This window comes from Gardnerella sp. c11Ua_71 (assembly GCF_055818025.1).
Genome location: NZ_JARFVR010000001.1, coordinates 304,546 through 322,605, shown reverse-complemented (window position 1 = coordinate 322,605; position 18,060 = coordinate 304,546). Strand labels below are relative to the sequence as shown.

15 protein-coding genes are annotated in these 18,060 nt (G+C 41.3%); 11 read left to right on the top strand and 4 right to left on the bottom strand.

The window, feature by feature from the left end:
- Positions 1–160 precede the first annotated feature (160 nt).
- The 5 genes from P0106_RS01350 (at position 161) to rplA (ending at position 4,419) form a co-directional block, all read left to right on the top strand.
- The gene (locus tag P0106_RS01350; RefSeq protein ID WP_473730339.1) at positions 161–1,555 is read left to right on the top strand and encodes an NCS2 family permease; all 1,395 of its coding nucleotides are present in this window, start codon (positions 161–163) and stop codon (positions 1,553–1,555) included.
- A 437-nt stretch (positions 1,556–1,992) separates the two neighbouring features.
- The gene (gene rplJ, locus P0106_RS01345; RefSeq protein WP_421791180.1) at positions 1,993–2,514 is read left to right on the top strand and encodes a 50S ribosomal protein L10; all 522 of its coding nucleotides are present in this window, start codon (positions 1,993–1,995) and stop codon (positions 2,512–2,514) included.
- Between the two features lie 95 nt (positions 2,515–2,609).
- Complete coding sequence (gene rplL, locus P0106_RS01340) at positions 2,610–2,993, top strand: 50S ribosomal protein L7/L12 (protein WP_004112006.1); 384 nt, start codon at positions 2,610–2,612, stop codon at positions 2,991–2,993.
- Between the two features lie 283 nt (positions 2,994–3,276).
- A complete protein-coding gene (gene rplK, locus P0106_RS01335) occupies positions 3,277–3,708 on the top strand; it encodes a 50S ribosomal protein L11 (RefSeq protein ID WP_004112010.1) in 432 nt (143 codons plus the stop codon).
- Positions 3,709–3,723: 15 nt separating this feature from the next.
- On the top strand, positions 3,724–4,419 hold the full coding sequence (gene rplA / locus P0106_RS01330; protein WP_004112012.1) for a 50S ribosomal protein L1: 696 nt from the start codon (positions 3,724–3,726) through the stop codon (positions 4,417–4,419).
- 87 nt (positions 4,420–4,506) lie between these two features.
- On the opposite strand, the gene P0106_RS01325 is transcribed toward rplA, so the two are convergent.
- Both P0106_RS01325 and P0106_RS01320 read right to left on the bottom strand, forming a co-directional pair.
- Positions 4,507–5,796: a helix-turn-helix domain-containing protein gene (locus P0106_RS01325; protein ID WP_473730338.1), complete on the bottom strand. Its 1,290-nt coding sequence runs from the start codon at positions 5,794–5,796 to the stop codon at positions 4,507–4,509.
- Positions 5,793–7,958 carry a DUF6020 family protein gene (locus P0106_RS01320; RefSeq protein WP_473730337.1) on the bottom strand — a complete coding sequence of 722 codons (2,166 nt, stop codon included), beginning with the start codon at positions 7,956–7,958 and terminating at the stop codon, positions 5,793–5,795. The genes P0106_RS01325 and P0106_RS01320 overlap by 4 nt, the downstream gene beginning before the upstream one ends.
- Before the next feature lie 110 nt (positions 7,959–8,068).
- Between P0106_RS01320 and P0106_RS01315 the strand changes: the two genes are divergently transcribed.
- The gene (locus P0106_RS01315; RefSeq protein ID WP_473730336.1) at positions 8,069–9,073 is read left to right on the top strand and encodes a biotin--[acetyl-CoA-carboxylase] ligase; all 1,005 of its coding nucleotides are present in this window, start codon (positions 8,069–8,071) and stop codon (positions 9,071–9,073) included.
- Positions 9,074–9,740: 667 nt separating this feature from the next.
- Complete coding sequence (locus P0106_RS01310) at positions 9,741–10,958, top strand: hypothetical protein (protein WP_014554772.1); 1,218 nt, start codon at positions 9,741–9,743, stop codon at positions 10,956–10,958.
- 343 nt (positions 10,959–11,301) lie between these two features.
- Here P0106_RS01310 and P0106_RS01305 read toward each other — a convergent pair whose 3' ends face one another.
- Both P0106_RS01305 and P0106_RS01300 read right to left on the bottom strand, forming a co-directional pair.
- Positions 11,302–12,141 carry an ATP-binding cassette domain-containing protein gene (locus P0106_RS01305; RefSeq protein ID WP_004112032.1) on the bottom strand — a complete coding sequence of 280 codons (840 nt, stop codon included), beginning with the start codon at positions 12,139–12,141 and terminating at the stop codon, positions 11,302–11,304.
- 55 nt (positions 12,142–12,196) lie between these two features.
- Positions 12,197–13,375, bottom strand: coding sequence for an ROK family transcriptional regulator (locus P0106_RS01300; RefSeq protein ID WP_248911647.1), 1,179 nt, complete (start codon positions 13,373–13,375; stop codon positions 12,197–12,199).
- A gap of 271 nt (positions 13,376–13,646) precedes the next feature.
- On the opposite strand from P0106_RS01300, the gene P0106_RS01295 reads away from it, so the two are divergent.
- From P0106_RS01295 to P0106_RS01280, 4 genes are all read left to right on the top strand, one after another.
- Positions 13,647–14,801 carry a substrate-binding domain-containing protein gene (locus tag P0106_RS01295; RefSeq protein ID WP_473730335.1) on the top strand — a complete coding sequence of 385 codons (1,155 nt, stop codon included), beginning with the start codon at positions 13,647–13,649 and terminating at the stop codon, positions 14,799–14,801.
- A 99-nt stretch (positions 14,802–14,900) separates the two neighbouring features.
- On the top strand, positions 14,901–16,445 hold the full coding sequence (locus tag P0106_RS01290) for a sugar ABC transporter ATP-binding protein (RefSeq protein ID WP_004112038.1): 1,545 nt from the start codon (positions 14,901–14,903) through the stop codon (positions 16,443–16,445).
- A gap of 7 nt (positions 16,446–16,452) precedes the next feature.
- The gene (mmsB, locus tag P0106_RS01285; RefSeq protein ID WP_004112039.1) at positions 16,453–17,673 is read left to right on the top strand and encodes a multiple monosaccharide ABC transporter permease; all 1,221 of its coding nucleotides are present in this window, start codon (positions 16,453–16,455) and stop codon (positions 17,671–17,673) included.
- A 137-nt stretch (positions 17,674–17,810) separates the two neighbouring features.
- Complete coding sequence (locus P0106_RS01280; RefSeq protein WP_004115879.1) at positions 17,811–18,041, top strand: CDP-diacylglycerol--glycerol-3-phosphate 3-phosphatidyltransferase; 231 nt, start codon at positions 17,811–17,813, stop codon at positions 18,039–18,041.
- Positions 18,042–18,060 lie beyond the last annotated feature (19 nt).

Sequence of the window (18,060 nt, the reverse complement as noted above, 5' to 3'; positions counted from 1 at the left end):
AGTTTTCTAGCGTGTTTATTCGGCTTTTGCTTTGTGCGTCGAGCGAGTCGCAGTAACCTCTGCGTGAATGCCCAAATGTAATTGCGTCCGCGATTGCTCAAGTGCTCTCGCCGCGCTTTTTATGGTCTTTTGCGCTGTAAAACCAAGGAACAGAGAGTTTATGGAAAAGTTCTTCCATCTCAAAGAAAACGGCACGAATGTATCAACGGAGATCACTGCAGGTCTCACTACATTCTTTGCAATGTCGTATATTATCGTCGTAAACCCAATGATTTTAAGCCAAACTGGCATGCCTAAGGGTGGCGTTTTCCTCGCTACAATCATCGCAGCAATTATTGGCACGCTTGTTATGGGCCTGTTTGCTAACGTGCCTTACGCTCAAGCTGCTGGCATGGGTCTTAACGCATTCTTCACATACACAGTTTGCTTTGGCTTGCATTTTACGTGGCAAGAAGCCATGTGCATGGTGTTCTTGTGCGGTTTAATTAACATTATTATTACCGTTACTAAGATTCGTAAGATGATTATTCGCGCCATCCCAACTTCGTTGCAACACGCGATTGGTGGTGGCATTGGTTTATTCGTTGCATACGTAGGCATTATGAGCGTTGACTTAATAACCTTTACTTCCAAGGATCCTGCTGCCGCTGCTAAGAGTAAGCCAACCGCTGCTATTCCAGGTCTTGCAGTTATTAACAATCCTGTTTTGTGGCTATTCCTTATTGGACTTGTTTTGGCTATTGTTCTTACTGTTCTTAAGGTTCGCGCAAGCTTGCTTATTACGATTATTGCAACCTCTTTGATTGGTATTCCGCTTAGCTTGACTTCGTTAAATAACGCTGTTTCTGTTACAGATGCTTTTGCTCAGCTTCCAACCACCTTTGGTGCTATTTTTGGTCCGCAAGGTTTCCCTGCTCTCTTCTCTAATCCAGCACGCATTCCGCTTGTTTTGGTAACTATTTTCGCCTTCTCTATGTCGGATACTTTCGACACTCTTGGCACGTTTATTGGTACTGGCCGTCGTACTGGCATTTTCTCTGAGGCAGATGAGAAGGCTTTGGAAAACGGATCTGGCTTTAGCTCCAAGATGGATCGTGCGCTGTTTGCTGATTCGATTGCAACTTCGGTTGGCGCAATTTGCGGTACTTCTAACACCACTACTTACGTTGAGTCTGCTGCTGGTATTGGTGCTGGTGGCCGCACTGGTTTGACTTCTGTAGTTGTTTCTGTGTGCTTTGCACTTTCGATTGTGCTTGCGCCTTTGGCTAGCGCTGTTCCTGCTGCTGCTACGGCTGGCGTGCTTGTAGTTGTAGGTTGCATGATGGCAAGCTCGTTGAAGGAGATTGCTTGGGATGATATTTCTGAAGCTATTCCTGCGTTCTTCGCCGCTGTGTTTATGGCGTTCTCTTACTCGATTTCTTACGGCATCGCCGCTGGATTTATCATGTACTGCTTAGTTATGACTTGCAAGAAGCGTGCTAAAGACGTTCATCCAATGCTTTGGATTGTTTCGCTTTTGTTCATTCTTGATTTTGTTGCTAACGCAGTTTTGTAAATCTGTTAGTTTGTATTAGTTAAGTTAGATATTAGTTAGATATTAATTTAATTAATTATTTTAAGAGCGTATTTGGTGCGTACGGTTGCTTTCGACTTTTCCGAGTTAGTTTGGGATAAGTCGCCAGCAACCGCGCGTGTTGAGTACGCTCTTAAATAATCTTAAATAAAAATAAATTATAAAGTTTGCGAAAAAATATTGACATTGTCGCGTGTGGGTATTAAACTTGCCCAACGTAAACCACAGACCGTTGGTGGAGTCGTAAGATTCCTGAAAATGATGTGTCATGCCAGCACAGGTTGAGCAGTGATTGTTGCAATTTATTTGCGATTTTTCACAAACTTTTTAACACTATGTGTTTTTTGGATGCTCTGCCGTGCGCAGGGCTTTTTTGATATGTTATTTCCATTCCGACGGCCAATTTAGGAAGGAACGCCATGAAGAGGCCCGAAAAGGAAGCGGTAGTTGCAGAGCTTACGGATTTGTTCCGTAACGCCGACGCTGTCTACCTTACCGAGTACCGCGGGCTTACAGTTCCGCAGATTTCTTCTCTGCGCGAAAAGCTAGGCCGCGATACTTCCTACTCTGTGGCTAAGAACACGCTTGCTCGCATTGCCGCTAAGGAAGCGGGCATTGAAGGTCTTGATGAGCTTCTTGCTGGCCCAACTGCAATCACCTTTGTAAAGGGCGATTTCATTGAGGCTGCTAAGACCTTGCGTGATTTTGCCAAAGAGAATAAGACCCTCGTCATCAAGGGCGGTTTCGCAGATGGAACCGTTTACAATGCCGAAGGCGCCAAGCAGCTGGCAGACCTCAAGTCTCGCCCAGAATTGCTTTCCGAGATGGCTGGCGCGCTCAAGGGCACCATGTCCAAGGCCGCCTACCTGTTCAACGCTTTGCCAACCAAGGCAGTGCGTACTATCGACGCTTTGCGCGAGAAGCAGGAAAAGGCCGCTTGATTCCCTTGCAGCTTGCTGCATGAGACCAAAAATAATAAAAATGTTATGGCTCTAAGGCACAAGGTGTGTCTGGCCAAGTAAGAAAGGAAGCCATTATGGCTAAGCTCACTAGCGAAGAGCTTCTTGAAGCTTTCGGTGAAATGACCCTCGTCGAGCTTTCTGAGTTCGTCAAGGCCTTTGAAGAGAAGTTCGATGTTGAGGCTGCTGCTCCTGTTGCTGCTGTTGCTGCTGCTCCAGCCGCTGCCGCTGGCGCTGCTGAGGAAGAGAAGGACGAGTTTGACGTTGTCCTCGCTTCTGCAGGTGCTCAGAAGGTTGCCGTCATCAAGGCTGTTAAGGCTTTGACTGGCCTCGGCTTGAAGGAAGCTAAGGACATTGTTGACAATGCTCCAAAGCCAGTCCTCGAGAAGGCTAAGAAGGAAGATGCCGACAAGGCTAAGGCTGCTCTCGAAGAAGCCGGCGCAACTGTTGAACTTAAGTAGTTCTAGGCTCTTTTGTTAACGCATTCGGCTGGTTGCTAGTGCATTAGTCGCGGATGCGTTTTGAATGCGGCAAGGTTTTCGTGGTTTCACGGATTCCTTGCCGTTTTTGCTTTTGTTTCCAAAATCGTCGCGGCAAAGTGGCATAATAGGAAAGCTTGTGACTGGAGGAGTAATCCGCTAGCACAGCACAGCAATATAAGTTGCGGGAGGATCCTTAAAACGGCTTAAAATCAACGTTTTAGGGCGCCGAATGAACCGCTTCAAAAGAAAGAAGAACCATATTATGGCTCCAAAAAAGAAAGTCTCTGCGCTTATTAAGCTCGAGATTCAGGCTGGTAAAGCAAATCCAGCCCCACCACTGGGTCCTGCTTTAGGCTCCCACGGCGTAAACATCATGGACTTCTGCAAGGCCTATAACGACCAGACGAAGGACAAGATGGGTCAGATCGTCCCAGTAGAGATTACTGTTTACGAAGATCGTTCCTTCACATTTATTCTTAAGACTCCACCAGCTGCTGCTTTGTTGCTTAAGGCTGCTGGCATTCCTAAGGGCACCGAGAACCCATTGACCCACAAGGTTGGCTCTGTGACTAAGGCTCAGGTGCGCGAAATCGCCGAAATCAAGATGCCAGATCTTTCTGCACGAGATGTTGAAGCTGGTATGAAGATTATCGCGGGCACTGCTCGCTCGATGGGTATTACCGTTACCGACTGAAAGTGAGTGGAAAAAATGGTGAAGCGTTCTAAGAAGTATCGTGAAGCGGCTGAGAAGATTGACCGCAACAACCTTTACACCCCAGCTGAGGCTATTGCTTTGCTTAAGAGCATGCCAAAGCACGCTTTCGACGAGTCTGCTGAGGCTGTTATGCGCCTTAATGTGGATCCTCGCAAGGCGGATCAGTTGGTTCGTGGCGTTGTGAACTTGCCTAATGGCACTGGTAAAACCGCTAAGGTTTTGGTGTTTGCTCGTGGTCCAAAGGCTACTGAGGCTCAAGAAGCTGGCGCAGACATCGTTGGTGATGACGAGCTTATCGAGAAGGTTGCCGGTGGCTTCCTTGACTTTGATGCCGTTGTTGCAACCCCAGACATGATGGGCAAGGTTGGTCGCCTTGGTCGTGTGCTTGGTCCTCGTAGCTTGATGCCAAATCCTAAGACTGGCACCGTTACAATGGATGTTGCAAAGGCTGTTGCCGATATTAAGGGTGGTAAGATTGAGTTCCGCGTTGATCGTCAGGGCAATCTTTCCTTCCTCTTTGGCAAGCTTTCCTTCGACGAGAAGGCTCTTGAAGAGAACTTCAAGGCTGTTGCCGATGAGATTCGCCGCTTGAAGCCTACTACCATCAAGGGTCGTTACATCACTAAGGTAACGATTACCTCTACGATGGCTCCTGGTGTTCCAGTGGATATTGCAAGCATTGCTGCGTGATTTTAGCCAAGCATAGCTGAGTAATTTTATTAGCGCTGAAAATAGTGTGTTCTTTTATAGAATGCGTTGTTTTCGGCGCTTTTTGCTTTAGCGCGCAGAATCGCGGATGCGCCCAATCGTAATAGCAGTTTGTAAAACGTATGCTTCTCTAGGGTCGGTGGCGTCCCAGCCTGTTGTTTGTGCAACTTTGCGCAGTCGATATCGTATTGTGTTTGGGTGCACATTAAGGTTGTGTGAAGTTTGGTCTAGTGCGCCGCCAAATCGCAAGAAAGCGTCGACTGTTTGCAAAGTCGGGTCGTCTGGGTTGTATGGTGCCAAGCTCTGATACACCTTAGTATATAAGGTTTCTACGGCAGTTTCGTCGCCTATAAGCGCGCGCTCTGGAAGCACGTCGTCGCAGCGTATTATTTGTGGCAAATGTGTTACAGATGGCGCAACAGCAAGCGCTGCTAGAGTTGCTGTGATTTCTTCGCATATTTCTTGTGCGCCGACTGCAATTTCGCTTATGCAAATTGGCTTACCTGATTTTGTAAATACTTCGCAAAGTTTGTTTAGCGCGTCTTGGCTTGGGTTTTCTTTTAAAGCTAGGATGATTATGTGTGACGGGGTGGGAAATTCATCGTTTTCTTTTGCTTGAGGTTTTGCGGCTATTTTCCATGTTTTTGTTCTAGATGTAATTGCGTCTTTTTGAACGCGGTCTACTATCGCATCGTATGCTCCACATGCGCCAAGTTGCGTCCATATGGTTCGTCGTAAAGTGTCTGTGTTGTTCTGCGGCGCGTGAGTTGTTGTTTTTCGTGTTGGACTGTCTTCGTTTATATCGAGTGTTTCGTATGTACCAGCTATTGCTAGGAGCCGCGTATTTTCTTGCCATTGTAAGAGGTGCATTAGTGCGCTTACGCGGCTGTCTGCAATGCCATTCATCAGGCACGCTCCAATTATTGTGTGTAGTCGCAGGCGTGTTGCTGAGTCGAAGATTTTTCCGTCTCGATTGTCAAATATTCCACTTGTGTCTTCGTTTTTTGGCGCGCATGGCAGTGGCGTAAATTGTGGTGTTGTGCTAGTAGCTTTTTCTGTAGTTTCGTTTGATTGTTTTCTGCGCCATAAAAGATGATGTTTTTTATGTGTTTCTGTTTGGTTTTGGTCTTGAGTTTCTTCGGCTTTTTCATCGCTGGTTGCTTGCGACTTTTCCTTAGCTTCGTTTGAGTTTTTATTATAAATATTGTTTCCGTTTGGCAATATTCCTGTAAGAATTGTTAGAAAGTCAACATCTTCTGTGATGTTGCTAGTAGTACTATAGTCTACGTCGGTAGGCTTGATGTTTGTGTCGACAGTGGAGTCGCCAGCAACTGCTGTATCGTAAAGTTCGTCGTTCATTTGTCACCTCCAATCGTTTCTATATTTAATTTTGGCAATTTTGGCAACTGTGAAGTATTTTCTATTTTTGTATTTGACGTTATATCTATAATATTATCTCTGCCAAGTAATTTAGACTCTCTTAAAAATGTTAGAGCTGTAAAGAAGAATACGAACGTAATAGGGAGCATGTGTCGCTCAAAATTGTTTGCGGGAGCCAGCACCATTACTCCCATTAACAGCGCAAGAGGTATATGCAAAACGAGTGTTTTCCAACGTTTAAGAGCGATTTCTGCAACTCCGATAAGCAGTGTGCCAACAACATACAGGTTTCCGTGAATCAGCCAACCTAAAATCGGCGTATTACTCCACGATTCAACAGTATTTGAGACACCTGTACGCCATTCTGGTAGCCAGTAGCGTATCCACTCTGAGTTTTTTATGTTGTCAGTATTTATGTAATATTCTGGACCAACATAAGGAATGTCTAGAATGTCAAAATAACCGTAGGATTTTGCTAAGAATGCGTCCGTTGCAACGATTGGACTGTGTTTAACCATAAGCCACCATGCGTGGTTAAACTTTTTCATGTCGTCTTTTGTAATGTAACGCCAACGGTAGCTCACTTTTTTAGACTGTAAGCCAGAAGATTTTACAGGATCCGCGTCTTGAGGTGTGTATGCTTCAGCAGTTTGGTTGAGATTAAAAATTGGCGCAATTTCTCGTGCTGCTTTATGAGGTATGCTTTTTGGATCTAGTTTTGCGATTCTGGCTATCTGCTGAAGTTGTACTCCGCGGCTTTCAATAGGATCTCCGTTTATTATGGCTCCACTAGATATGGCTATCATTATGGCTCCGTGTATAAGAATTGTTGGGAGCAGAATGCATAAAACCCATATTTTCCAACGTTTTATGCTGTAAAACATTAGAAGTACAAATTGGATAACAAGAATATACCACGCATATTTTGCTGCGATTAGCATAATGCAAACGCTTATTATCAGTTCAAGAATCGTGTGTTTGCGTGAGATTTTTGCGTTTTGTATTGTGCAGTGTAGTTCGTAAGATATTCCAAACCACCATACGAATGCAAATGCGAATAATGGTGATTTTGTTAGTGCAATTGTTGAAAAAACTACAAGTGGGCTGAATAAAAATGTGATTATTACGGCTGCGCGGAAGAAGATTGGCGTTGGTAAGACAGTTTGAGTTTCGCTTGTTTTAGATTTAACCCATGGTGTGTTTAGGAATCGGTTTGCTGTGGCGGCGCAACACCATGCTGCAAAAACAAATTGCATAATTGCAAGTAGTATGATTCCAGCATCGTTCGATTCGGTAAAATATCGCGATACTGCTGCTACAGCACCGTAAATCAATGTTAAAACAATGTTGTGCTGGTCGCTTAAATACGTAGGTTTTGCCGGCCAAAGATAGTGTGCTGTTGGGTATATGTCTGCTGGAACAAAGCTAAAGAATCCAATGTATGGTTGTTTTATGCCAGTTATTTGGTTCCAGGTCCAGCTGTATTCTCGGATTTGTGAGCAAATGTCTGCTCCGTAAGCTGCTAGAAGTGTTACTGGTGCCCACAGCCATCCGATAATCAGCGTTAGGAAAATGTTTCGTTTTCTACAAGTTGAATGGTAAAAACACCATTTTAGAGTACGTTTTATTGAAAAAATTATCTTATGTTTTTTAGCGGCGATGCTCTTAAATGGATGAAAAAGTAGTTTTGTGATTTTATAAGTTGTGATTTTTAGTATTTTTAGTATTTTGTCGTTTTTGCTGTTTTTATTATTTTCATCGTTTTTATTATTTTCCCCAAAATGAATAATGTATCTTAAAATAGCGTAATAAACGCAGAATACTGCTGCAAAAATAAGTGCGTTAACCCAATTAAAATCGGTTAAAGATCCCTGATTGCGGTAAATCACGCCTAAGCTTGTGCAAAGAGCGAGCCAGATGCAAGTAAATAGTATTAGTGCTTGAGTCGCAAGCTGACTTACGAGATTAAATATTGATGTTTTTGTCAAGCTTGTTTTTGATGTGCTTGTTTTTGGATCGATTTTCATTTCAGATTTCGTATCTGGTTTTATATCGTTTTTCGTATCTGGTTTTGCATTGCAAGTATCAGTAGGTTCTGCGACTGTTTTTGCGCTCGCGTAGTCATTTTTAATGAATTTCATATTGGCCTACTGATTTTTAATCCTAATAAGTAATTTGTGTAAAGTACTTGTGTAAATTATACCTGTTGCACAATCTTTTTAAATTATATTAAAATTTCTATAATTTCTGTATGAGTAATTTTTTTGAACGCACTAAAAATGTTGCAGACGGTTTTGTTTATTTTGAAGTTATTGATTCAACGCAGAATTACGCACGCAAAATTCTCGCTGATGGGTGCGCTGATGGGTGCGCTGATGATTGCAGCAATATCTGTTTTGTAAAAAGACAAGACGAAATGCCTGCGATTTATGTTGTTGCTGCTTGCCATCAGACAGCTGGCAAAGGAAGATTGTGTAGAAAATGGGTTAGTAAGCCATTTGAAAGTTTACTAGCTTCTTTTGCAACGATTTTGCCAAGTAGCATTGTTAAGAATCCAAGTTACAATGGCTGGCTTCCTATAATTGCTGGTCTTGCTGCGCGAGATTCGATTATTGGCGCGCTAAAAGAGTTTGGCGCTACGCAGATTGAAAATGGGGAATTGCCAGATTATAGCAAGATCAGTCTTAAATGGCCTAATGATATTTTTATTGGTGACTGTAAAGAAGGTGGAGTTTTAACGGAGATTGTTTTGACTCCAAAAACGGTTGCTGGCGATATTGCCTATCCTAATGTTGGAGTTATTTTCGGGATTGGTTTAAATCTTTTTATGGATAAGCAGTCGCTTCCAATCGAGGAAGCAACTTCGCTTAAAATGCATTACGATAATCTGCCAGATTTTGCTGAGCTTGGGGATAATATAGCCGCGCGATTGGTGGAAAATCTTAGGATTAGGTTGGGGAAGTTTGTAAAGAATGCGAATGAATACTCCTTGGATTTGCTTAAAGAGGCGAGCGAAGCGTGTTGGACGTTGGGGCGCAAGGTGATTGTTCGTGCGCCGAATGATGACGGTTTGGGGATTGATGCTGGAGTTGACGATTCTAATAACGCTGATGATTATGAGTCTTGTGCAAAAAGTTTTACTAGTGTAGAAGGAATTGCTCAAAATCTTATGCGTGATGCTTCTATTCAAGTGCGTAAGGATTCTGGGCAGATAATAACTGTTCGTACTGGTGATGTTTGTGCTGTGCGAATCTAGGTGCATTCGCGCGCTTAGACTGCGCGAAGGACATTTGCGCTTTTTGTAGTTTGACACGCCGTGAATCAGCTACAAACTCGGGAAAACTTTCCGCATTTTGTTGTTGATTTTGTGGTTTTAAGCAACATTTTCGGGAAAATCTTCCCGACTTTGTAGTTCGACACGCCATTTTGAGCAACATTCTCGGGAAAATGATTTTGCGTTTGTTTTCAAAATTGCCAAATACGTAAACAATCTCGGGATAAGAGATAGGCAGAGTGAAGAGTGGTGTGGTGTCGGCGTGTTGCGTGTGTGGGTTGTGTGGAATGTTGATTTTTCAATGGTTTTATAGTGTTAGTGTTCTTGTCTGAGTAGTTTCCTGAGAAAAGTCTGGGAAAATTCTTTAAAAACCTTGAAATAATGTGTTTTTACGGTTTTATTAGTGTTAATCCGCAAATATTATGGTGAAAATAGTTTTTATTGTGGATTAGTTTGTGTGTAACATTATTTTTTTCTGTTTGTTTTGTGTGGTTGCCTCTTGACTTTTTTAAACGGGGGGGGGTATGTTAATAACAGCTGCTAGCTAGATGCTCTAGATGGTGGTTATCCACAATGTTTTGAATGTTGTTGGATGTTTAAAATTTTTCTTCGTGTACCTGCACGGAGGAGAAGAAGAAAGGAAATTAAAATGATGAATAAGAAGGCTATCGCTGCTTTCGCTGCTGGCGCTACTTTGCTTGCCGGCTTCGCAATGGCAACCCCAGCATTCGCTGCTGATGGCGGTGCAAATACTCAGTCTCAGGAAGTTAAGAAGTCTAAGGCTGATTTGAAGAAAGAATTAGACGCCGCTCGTACTGCATATGAGGCTGCTTCTAAGGCTGCTACTGATGCTGATGCTAAGGCTACTGCCGCTGCTGAGGCTTTGAAGGCTGTTGGTAATAAGCCAGCTGATGCCGCTGATCAAAGCGTGAAGATTGAAGATGATGCTAATGGTCATCTTAAGGTAACTACTACCGATGCTGCAAAGGTAAAGGAAAAGGAAGCTGCTGAAAAGTATGTAAATGCTTACAACGCTAATGCTGATGCTCAGGCTGCTAAGACTGCTGCTGAGCAGGATAAGAATGTTAAGGCTACTGCTTATCTTGCTGCCGAGCAGGCTCATGCTAAGGCTCCAGAACCAAAGGCTGCTCCATCTGATGATCAGAAGAAGGCTGAGGCTGTTGAGGCTGTTAAGACTGCTAAGTTGCATCTTGATGATGCTTTTGCTGCTTATACTAAGGATTATGCTGAGTATGAGAAGGCTAAGGCTACTTTGGCTGGTAAGGTAGCTGCTCAGGAAGCTGCTCAGAAGGCTTTGAAGGCTGCTCAGGATGCTTTGGAAGCTTACAAGGTTTCTGCTAAGAATGATTCTGCTTTGGCTCAGCGTCTTACTGATGCTGTAGATCGTGCTCAGGCTAAGGTTGATTTTGCTGTTGCTGAGACTGCTAAGGCTAATAAGGATTATGATGAGGCTAAGGCTAAGGCTGTTGCTTCTACTGCTAAGTATAATGCTGCTTTGACTAAGTACAAGGCTGCTTATAATGATGCAGTTCGTTTGGGAGTGAACCCTGCTGTTCTTCCTGCTGTTGTGACTTCTGATCCTTTGGCTCCTAATTTTGAGGATGTTCCAGGTGCTGCTAAGGCTATGAATGATGCTGCTAGTGGCAAGCTTGGTAAGGCTGCTCAGCAGGAGGCTGGTAAGGCTGCTGCTGGTAAGGCTGCTGCTAAGGGTGAGCTTGCTGCTAAGGGTGGTCATGGTAAGTCTGGCGAGAAGCTTGGTAATGCTGGTGTTGGTGTTGCTTTGACTGCTTTGGCTGCTTCTATGCTTGCTGGTATGGGTGCTGCTGTTCGCAAGATGCGTCACTAAGCATTATTTACCACCTTATTTAGGGTTTGCGCTCAACGACTGGTGTGGTGTTTTGTAGGGAAGCATCACACTGGTTTATTCCCGATTCTCTTTGGTTTTATTGTTTTAACATTGGTTTGCTATTGTTTTTCTTTTCTTCCCAGTGTTGATTCGTTTAGCTTGTTGGGTTTTGGGTGTTGAGTGTTGTTGCTTTCGGTTTTGTTTGCTACTAGGGGCTTTCAAAACCGGAAGCATTTTTTTGTTTTTGTTTATTCTCGCTCGTGTTTGTGCGTGTTTTGTAGTCAGATTTGGTGTTTTGGTAAACAAACGCGGGAATAGGCTCTTATGTTTTGACCTTGATAGCTTATTTTGCACTTCTACTAATAAGCGCATTTCTTTTATGACTTAGTTTTTGATTCTCATTTATGTTGTCTATTATTGATGAAGATATTGTATCGTCTTCCTCATCCTCTATTCCCGTCATTTCTCTGATTATTTGGACATAATTTGTTTCACTAACATCATGATTTCCAACGATTTTTCCTTGTCTTAGTACAACTATCCTAGTTGCCACTGCAAATACGTCTGGAAGATTATGGCATACCAATATAATTGTGCGACCCTGTGATCGTAGGCGTTTCATATAAGATAGGGTTTCAGCTGTTTGTGTTAAAGATAATGAAGCTGTAGGTTCGTCTAATAGTATGAGTTTTGGATCCGATAGTAGCATTCGTGCCAATGCGACAGTTTGACGTTGTCCACTTGATAGTAATCGTATTGGAGTATGTATTCTTATGGCACATGTTAGTTCTTGTAATGCCTTTCGGGCTTCACACGCCATTGCATCTTTATTGAGTGTATGACATGATTTATTTCGCATCTCTTTGCCTAAGAATAGATTTGATGTAACGTCCAAATTATCGCAAAATTCTTGTCCTTGAAAAACTGTTGCTATTCCAAGATCATTTGCTTCTCGTATGGAGTGCAAATTCACTTCTTTATCTTCAAAGATCATTCTTCCTTTTGTTGGTTGGATCAAACCAGATATTGTTTTAATAAGAGTGGATTTTCCGACGCCATTGTCTCCAACAATTGCCACTATTTCTTTGCTATAAATATCGAGTGTTATTGATTTAAGCGCTTCGGTAAAGCCAAAGTTTACGCTAATATCTTTTAGCTGTAGGAGTGGATTTTGTCCGTACATTACGTCTCCTTGTTGATATTGCTAATCATATTGCAATCGATATTACAACCTATTTCTATAGGTGTTGAGATGTTTTGTGATGTATTTTTTCTGCAGCATCAATTCCTTCTAGTGCTGCTCCTAGTGCAGAACAATTAGTAAGATTTGATGCAACCACAACTTGTATAGGAGTTAAAACATCAGGGAATAGTAAGCGGTGCAATGACTCTCTAAAAGCATCGACGAAAACTGATCCACTTTGCACTAGGAGTCCTCCTATAACTACAATCTCAGGGTCTACTGATGTACATAGTTCTGCTGCTACTGTTCCTATTCGTATTGCAGTATCAGCTATGATACGTCTGCATCCTGGGTCTCCTTCATTTGCTAAACGTACAAGATCTTCTACAGTTAGATCTCCATGGGTAACTCTTAATAACGATGTGATTCGTTCTTCATTTATAAAAGTATTAAGGCATCCACGATTTCCGCATGCGCAAATGCTCCCGAGTGGATCAACTTGAATATGTCCTATTTCGCCTGCCATTCCAGTTACGCCGCGCCATATTTTCCCATCTGCCATTATGGAGGCACCAGCTCCGTCATCGGTATTTATGTATATGAAATCTGTGGTTTTTGTAACAGATCCTGCTCTTGACTCCCATACTGCGCAACAGTTTGCATCGTTATCTAAAGTAACTGGAATATTAAAAATTGATTGCAGATACGAAATAATGTCGAAATTGTTCCAATGTGGCATAATGCCAGGTATTGCTATTGTTTTTGTACGTTTATCTATTGGTGCTGTTATAGATACGCCTATTGCTATTAGTTCTTTTGCAGATGCGTTTATGTTGGACAAAGTTTCATTTATGAGCAATGTTGCTCGCTCGAGAGTTGCATCTGGAATATGTTGTTTTGGTAATAGTAATGTTCGTTCCGCAATTATGTTAAGTTCGTAGTCAATAAAAATTAGATCTAGAGAGTGTCTACTAATTTTTAGTCCTGCGCTTATTCCTTTTCTACGAGCTAAAGCTACGAGTGTTGCTCTTCTTCCGTTATGTATTGTGTTTTCTGTGTACAACCGCCCTTCTTTTACAAGTTGTCTTACAAGAGTTGATACGGTTGCAGTTGATAATCCTGTCGCTTCAGCAAGCTCTATTTGCGTAATTGCACCAAATCTGCGTATGTAAGAAAGTAATGCAGATCGATTAGCTTCTCGCAATGAAGTTTGGGATCCGAATAAATGCGACATAATATAAGCATATCTGTATTTTAAAGAATTGTCATTCGTTGATTTGATACTTTTGTTCTTTATTGGTTAAATTAACTGAATTTATATTAAATAATTGGTACAAGTAGTTGATTCATGTACGTTAAGAATTGTGTTAAATTTATATATTAAACAAAAAAATAGAAAAATTTGATTTATGCGTTTGACAACTTAACACAATAGTTTATAATAAAAAACTAGATAGCGTTGTAGCTGTCTATATCAAATAACCTTTTGATGCAAAGGAGCGTCGATGAACATAGGTAAAAAAGCAATCGCTTTATTTGTAGGTATTGCTGTAGTTGCTGGTTTATCAGCCTGTTCAGGTTCAAGAGGTGGTTCATCCAAAAACGTAAGTCAAGGAATTGAAAAAGGTGCCACCATTGGTGTCTCTATGCCAACAAAGTCGGAGGAACGTTGGAATAAAGACGGTAATAACCTAAAGAAGAAGCTAGAAGATGCTGGATATAAAGTTATATTGAACTTTGCAGACGATAAACCAGCTCAGCAAAATGCAGATATTGAAAATATGATTAACAACGGCGCTAAGGTTGTTGTTGTTGCTGCAAAGGATGGTAGTGCTGTAGGACCTGCAGTAGAGAAGGCTCATGATGCTGGAGCTAAAGTAATTGCCTACGATCGATTGATTATGAATACAAAGGCTGTTGACTATTATGCAACATTCCAGCTTGAGCAGACTGGTATTCTTGAAGCGAATTATATTATTGATAAGTTGGGTCTTAAGAATGGTGCAAAGGGACCATTCAATATTGAGCTTTTCACTGGTTCTCCAGATGATAACAATGCTAAGTACTTCTTTAAGGGTGCATGGGATTTGCTGCAACCATACTTTAAATCTGGTGCCTTAGTTTCCCCATCTAATCATGGTGGTGGCGTGAATAAAGACTTTAAGGTTCAAGATTGGCAGAAGATTTCTGTTCAAGGATGGAAAGCTGAACAGGCTCAAAAGGATATGGAATCAATTATTGATTCTGCATATGCTAAAGGTCAGCCACTACATGCAATATTAAGCCCTTATGATGGTATCTCGACTGGTGTTATTAACGCAATTGAATCTAAGCGCCCAGATTTAAAGCCAGGTACAGATAATTGGCCAATTATAACTGGACAGGATGCTATGGAGTCAGCTGTATCTTCAATTGCACGTGGAAAGCAGAGTCAGACAGTATTTAAGAATGTCAATAAGCTTGCTGAAGCCGTTTATCAGATGGTATTGGAAATTGCTAAAGGCAAGAAGGTGTCTGGTATTAACGGAAAGTTCAATAATAACAAGATAGACGTTCCTTCTAAATTGCTAAATCCACAAGATATTACTAAGGATAATCTTACTGACTTAGTGAAAGATGGTTATATAACACAAGAACGCTTTGATAAGTTAGTACATTAAAAATTAACTATCAATTTGAACTAATATGGGGGCACGATTAGTGCCATAGTTGTGCCTCCATTAGTTGAAACTGTGCGTTGTAATGATTGGAAGTAGATGATGTCGCATAAAGACACGATATTGAGTATGCAGCACATCACAAAAACGTTTGGTTCACTAAAAGCTCTTACTGATGTTAATCTTTCGGTTGATCGCGGTGAAATTCATGCAATTTGCGGCGAAAATGGTGCTGGTAAATCTACGTTAATGAATGTGCTATCAGGTGTTTATCCTTACGGATCTTACACGGGAAAGATTATATTTAACGGAAAAGAGTGTAAATATAGTAATATTAAAAATTCAGAACGTGATGGAATTGTTATTATTCATCAGGAGCTGACTTTAAATCCATTTCTTTCAATTTCTGAAAATATTTTCATGGGAAATGAATGCTCCAAAAATGGAGTAATTGATTGGAGTGAAACTCGCGCTAAAGCTGCAGAACTTCTTGAACGTGTTGGTTTGCCAGAAGATCCAGATACAAAGATTATGGATATTGGTGTTGGTAAACAGCAGCTTGTAGAGATTGCTAAGGCTTTGTCTAAAAATGTAAAGTTGCTGATTCTTGATGAACCAACTGCAGCATTAAATGATGAGGACTCTGCGCATTTACTACAGCTTGTTCGTCAATTAAGAGATGAACATGGCGTTACAAGCATTATAATTACGCACAAGCTTAATGAAGTTGCTGTAATAGCAGATAACGTTACTATCATTCGTGACGGATCGACAGTTGGTGAAATGTATATTACACCAGAAACGCCATTAGATTACGATGAATTAATTCGTAAAATGGTAGGTCGAGAATTAACCAATCTGTATCCTAAGCACGAAACAAATCAATCTGGTGAAGAATATCTTCGTATAACCAATTGGACAGTTCATCATCCAATGGATAATAGCCGAATAATAGTCGATAATGCTAATTTGTATGTTCGTTCTGGCGAAATTATTGGATTGGCTGGATTGATGGGTGCTGGCAGAACCGAATTGGCCATGAGTGTTTTTGGACGCTCATATGGCTCCAATATAACTGGTGATCTTTATATTAAAGGTAAAAAAGTCGAATTGCGCAATGTGCAAGAAGCAATTAATGCTGGTTTGGCTTATGCTACAGAAGATCGTAAAGGTTATGGTTTAAATCTTTTGCAGAATATTCGCGAAAATTCATCTATTGCTTCATTGTCAAAAATGAGCAAATTAGGTGTTGTTGATGGAAACATTGAGCGAAAAGAAGTTGATGCATATCGAGAGAACTTTAATATAAAATGTCAAAACATTGATGTGCAAGTTTCTACGCTTTCTGGCGGAAATCAGCAAAAGGTTGTATTGGCAAAATGGGTTCTTTCTGATCCAGACATACTCATTCTCGATGAGCCAACTCGTGGTATAGATGTTGGTGCAAAGTATGAAATTTATGAAATCATCGATAAGCTTGCCGATCAAGGTAAAGCTGTTGTAGTTATTTCTTCTGAACTACCAGAATTAATTGGTATATGCGATCGTATTTATACCGTAAGTCAAGGCATTATTACTGATGATGTTAATAAGAATGGGTTTACCCAAGAATATCTGATGAAATGCATGACTAAGGAAAGGAATTAGCGTTATCATGAGCAAAAACAGATTAGCCCAAGATACGAAGGGTGAACAAAAATCAAGTATTCTTTCGACAATTACCGATAATGCAAGACAATATGGAATCGTTGGAGCTTTAATCGTTATTGTCGTTGTGTTCCAAATACTGACAAAAGGTGTTCTTTTAACTCCTAACAGTTTTGTTTCTTTAATTCAGCAGAATGCGTATGTGATTATCTTGGCAATAGGCATGGTTATGGTGATTATTGCTACACACATTGATCTTTCTGTAGGATCTTTAGTCGCATTTATTGGTGGTGTTTGTGCACTGTTGATGGAACGCTATGGTGTTAATTGGGTATTAGCGATTGCTATATCAATTGTTGTTGGCTTACTCATTGGTTGCTGGCATGGTTTCTGGGTGGCTCGAATGGAGATTCCTGGATTCATCACCACTCTTGCAGGCATGCTGATCTTCCGCGGTTTATCTACGGTTATAGTTGGCGAATCTGTGCCTATCACTTCAGACGCGTTCCGTGGAATTGCTCGTAACTATCTTCCTAATATTCTCGGTTGGTGGGGTCCGTTTGATGGTCTTACGATTGTTCTTGGTCTTATGTGCATCGCCTTGTTTGCTTGGAGTCAAATTAATAAGCGTAAGCATGTAGAAAAAGTTGGATTAGTCCCAGAACCACTATCGATTACTGTATGCAAGATCGTATTTGCTGCTCTTGCAATCATATTTGTAACATATTTGTTAGCATCCTCTGGCAATTCCGAGATGGGTGGAACTCCAATTATGTTGGTGATTGTTGCAATTTTGGTAGTTGCATACAACTTTATTCTTACAAAGACAGTTTTTGGACGTCACATATATGCTGTTGGAGGTAACCGTAAAGCTGCAATACTTTCTGGTATTGATGTTAAGCGTGTAGATTTCTGCTTGTTTGTTCATATGGGATTCTTGTCTGCTATTGCTGCTGTGGCTATGCTTTCTCGTCTGGCATCTGCTACTGCACAAGCTGGTATGGAATTTGAAATGGACGCAATTGCATCCTGCTTCATCGGTGGCACTGCTGTAACTGGTGGTGTTGGAACTATACCTGGAGCCGTTGTTGGTGCTTTTGTTATGGGAGTAATCAATCAAGGCTTGTCTATCATGGGCGTTGACACTGCAATTGTGAAGACAATTAAGGGTCTTGTGTTACTCGCTGCAGTGGCTGTTGACATAATGAGCAAGCGTCGTAAGCGCTAAAAATGCCGTATATATTGGGCGTGCGCTTCAGATATTACACAAGCGTTGTGAACGAAAAAGTGTACGCCCAGTTTCGTTAGTTATTAACAGATATTAACAGGTGTTAATCAGAATAAAAGAACAATAAGGAGGAATATATGCCAAAAAAATATATTCAAAAGACTAGAATGTACGCGCTAACTACCTTTTTTATGTCGATTTGGTTATTCCAGTCTTTATATGGTTCTTATAAATCTGGTGATTTATTCGCTTGGTACACTCTTATTTTTTCATTGTGCTTATTAATTGTAATCGGCTATTGCGGTTACAACGCTTTTAAAGGATTCAGTCAAGAGCGTAAAGATAAGAGCGAGGATTCTAAAAAGTAATAAATGATTGGGTATTCAA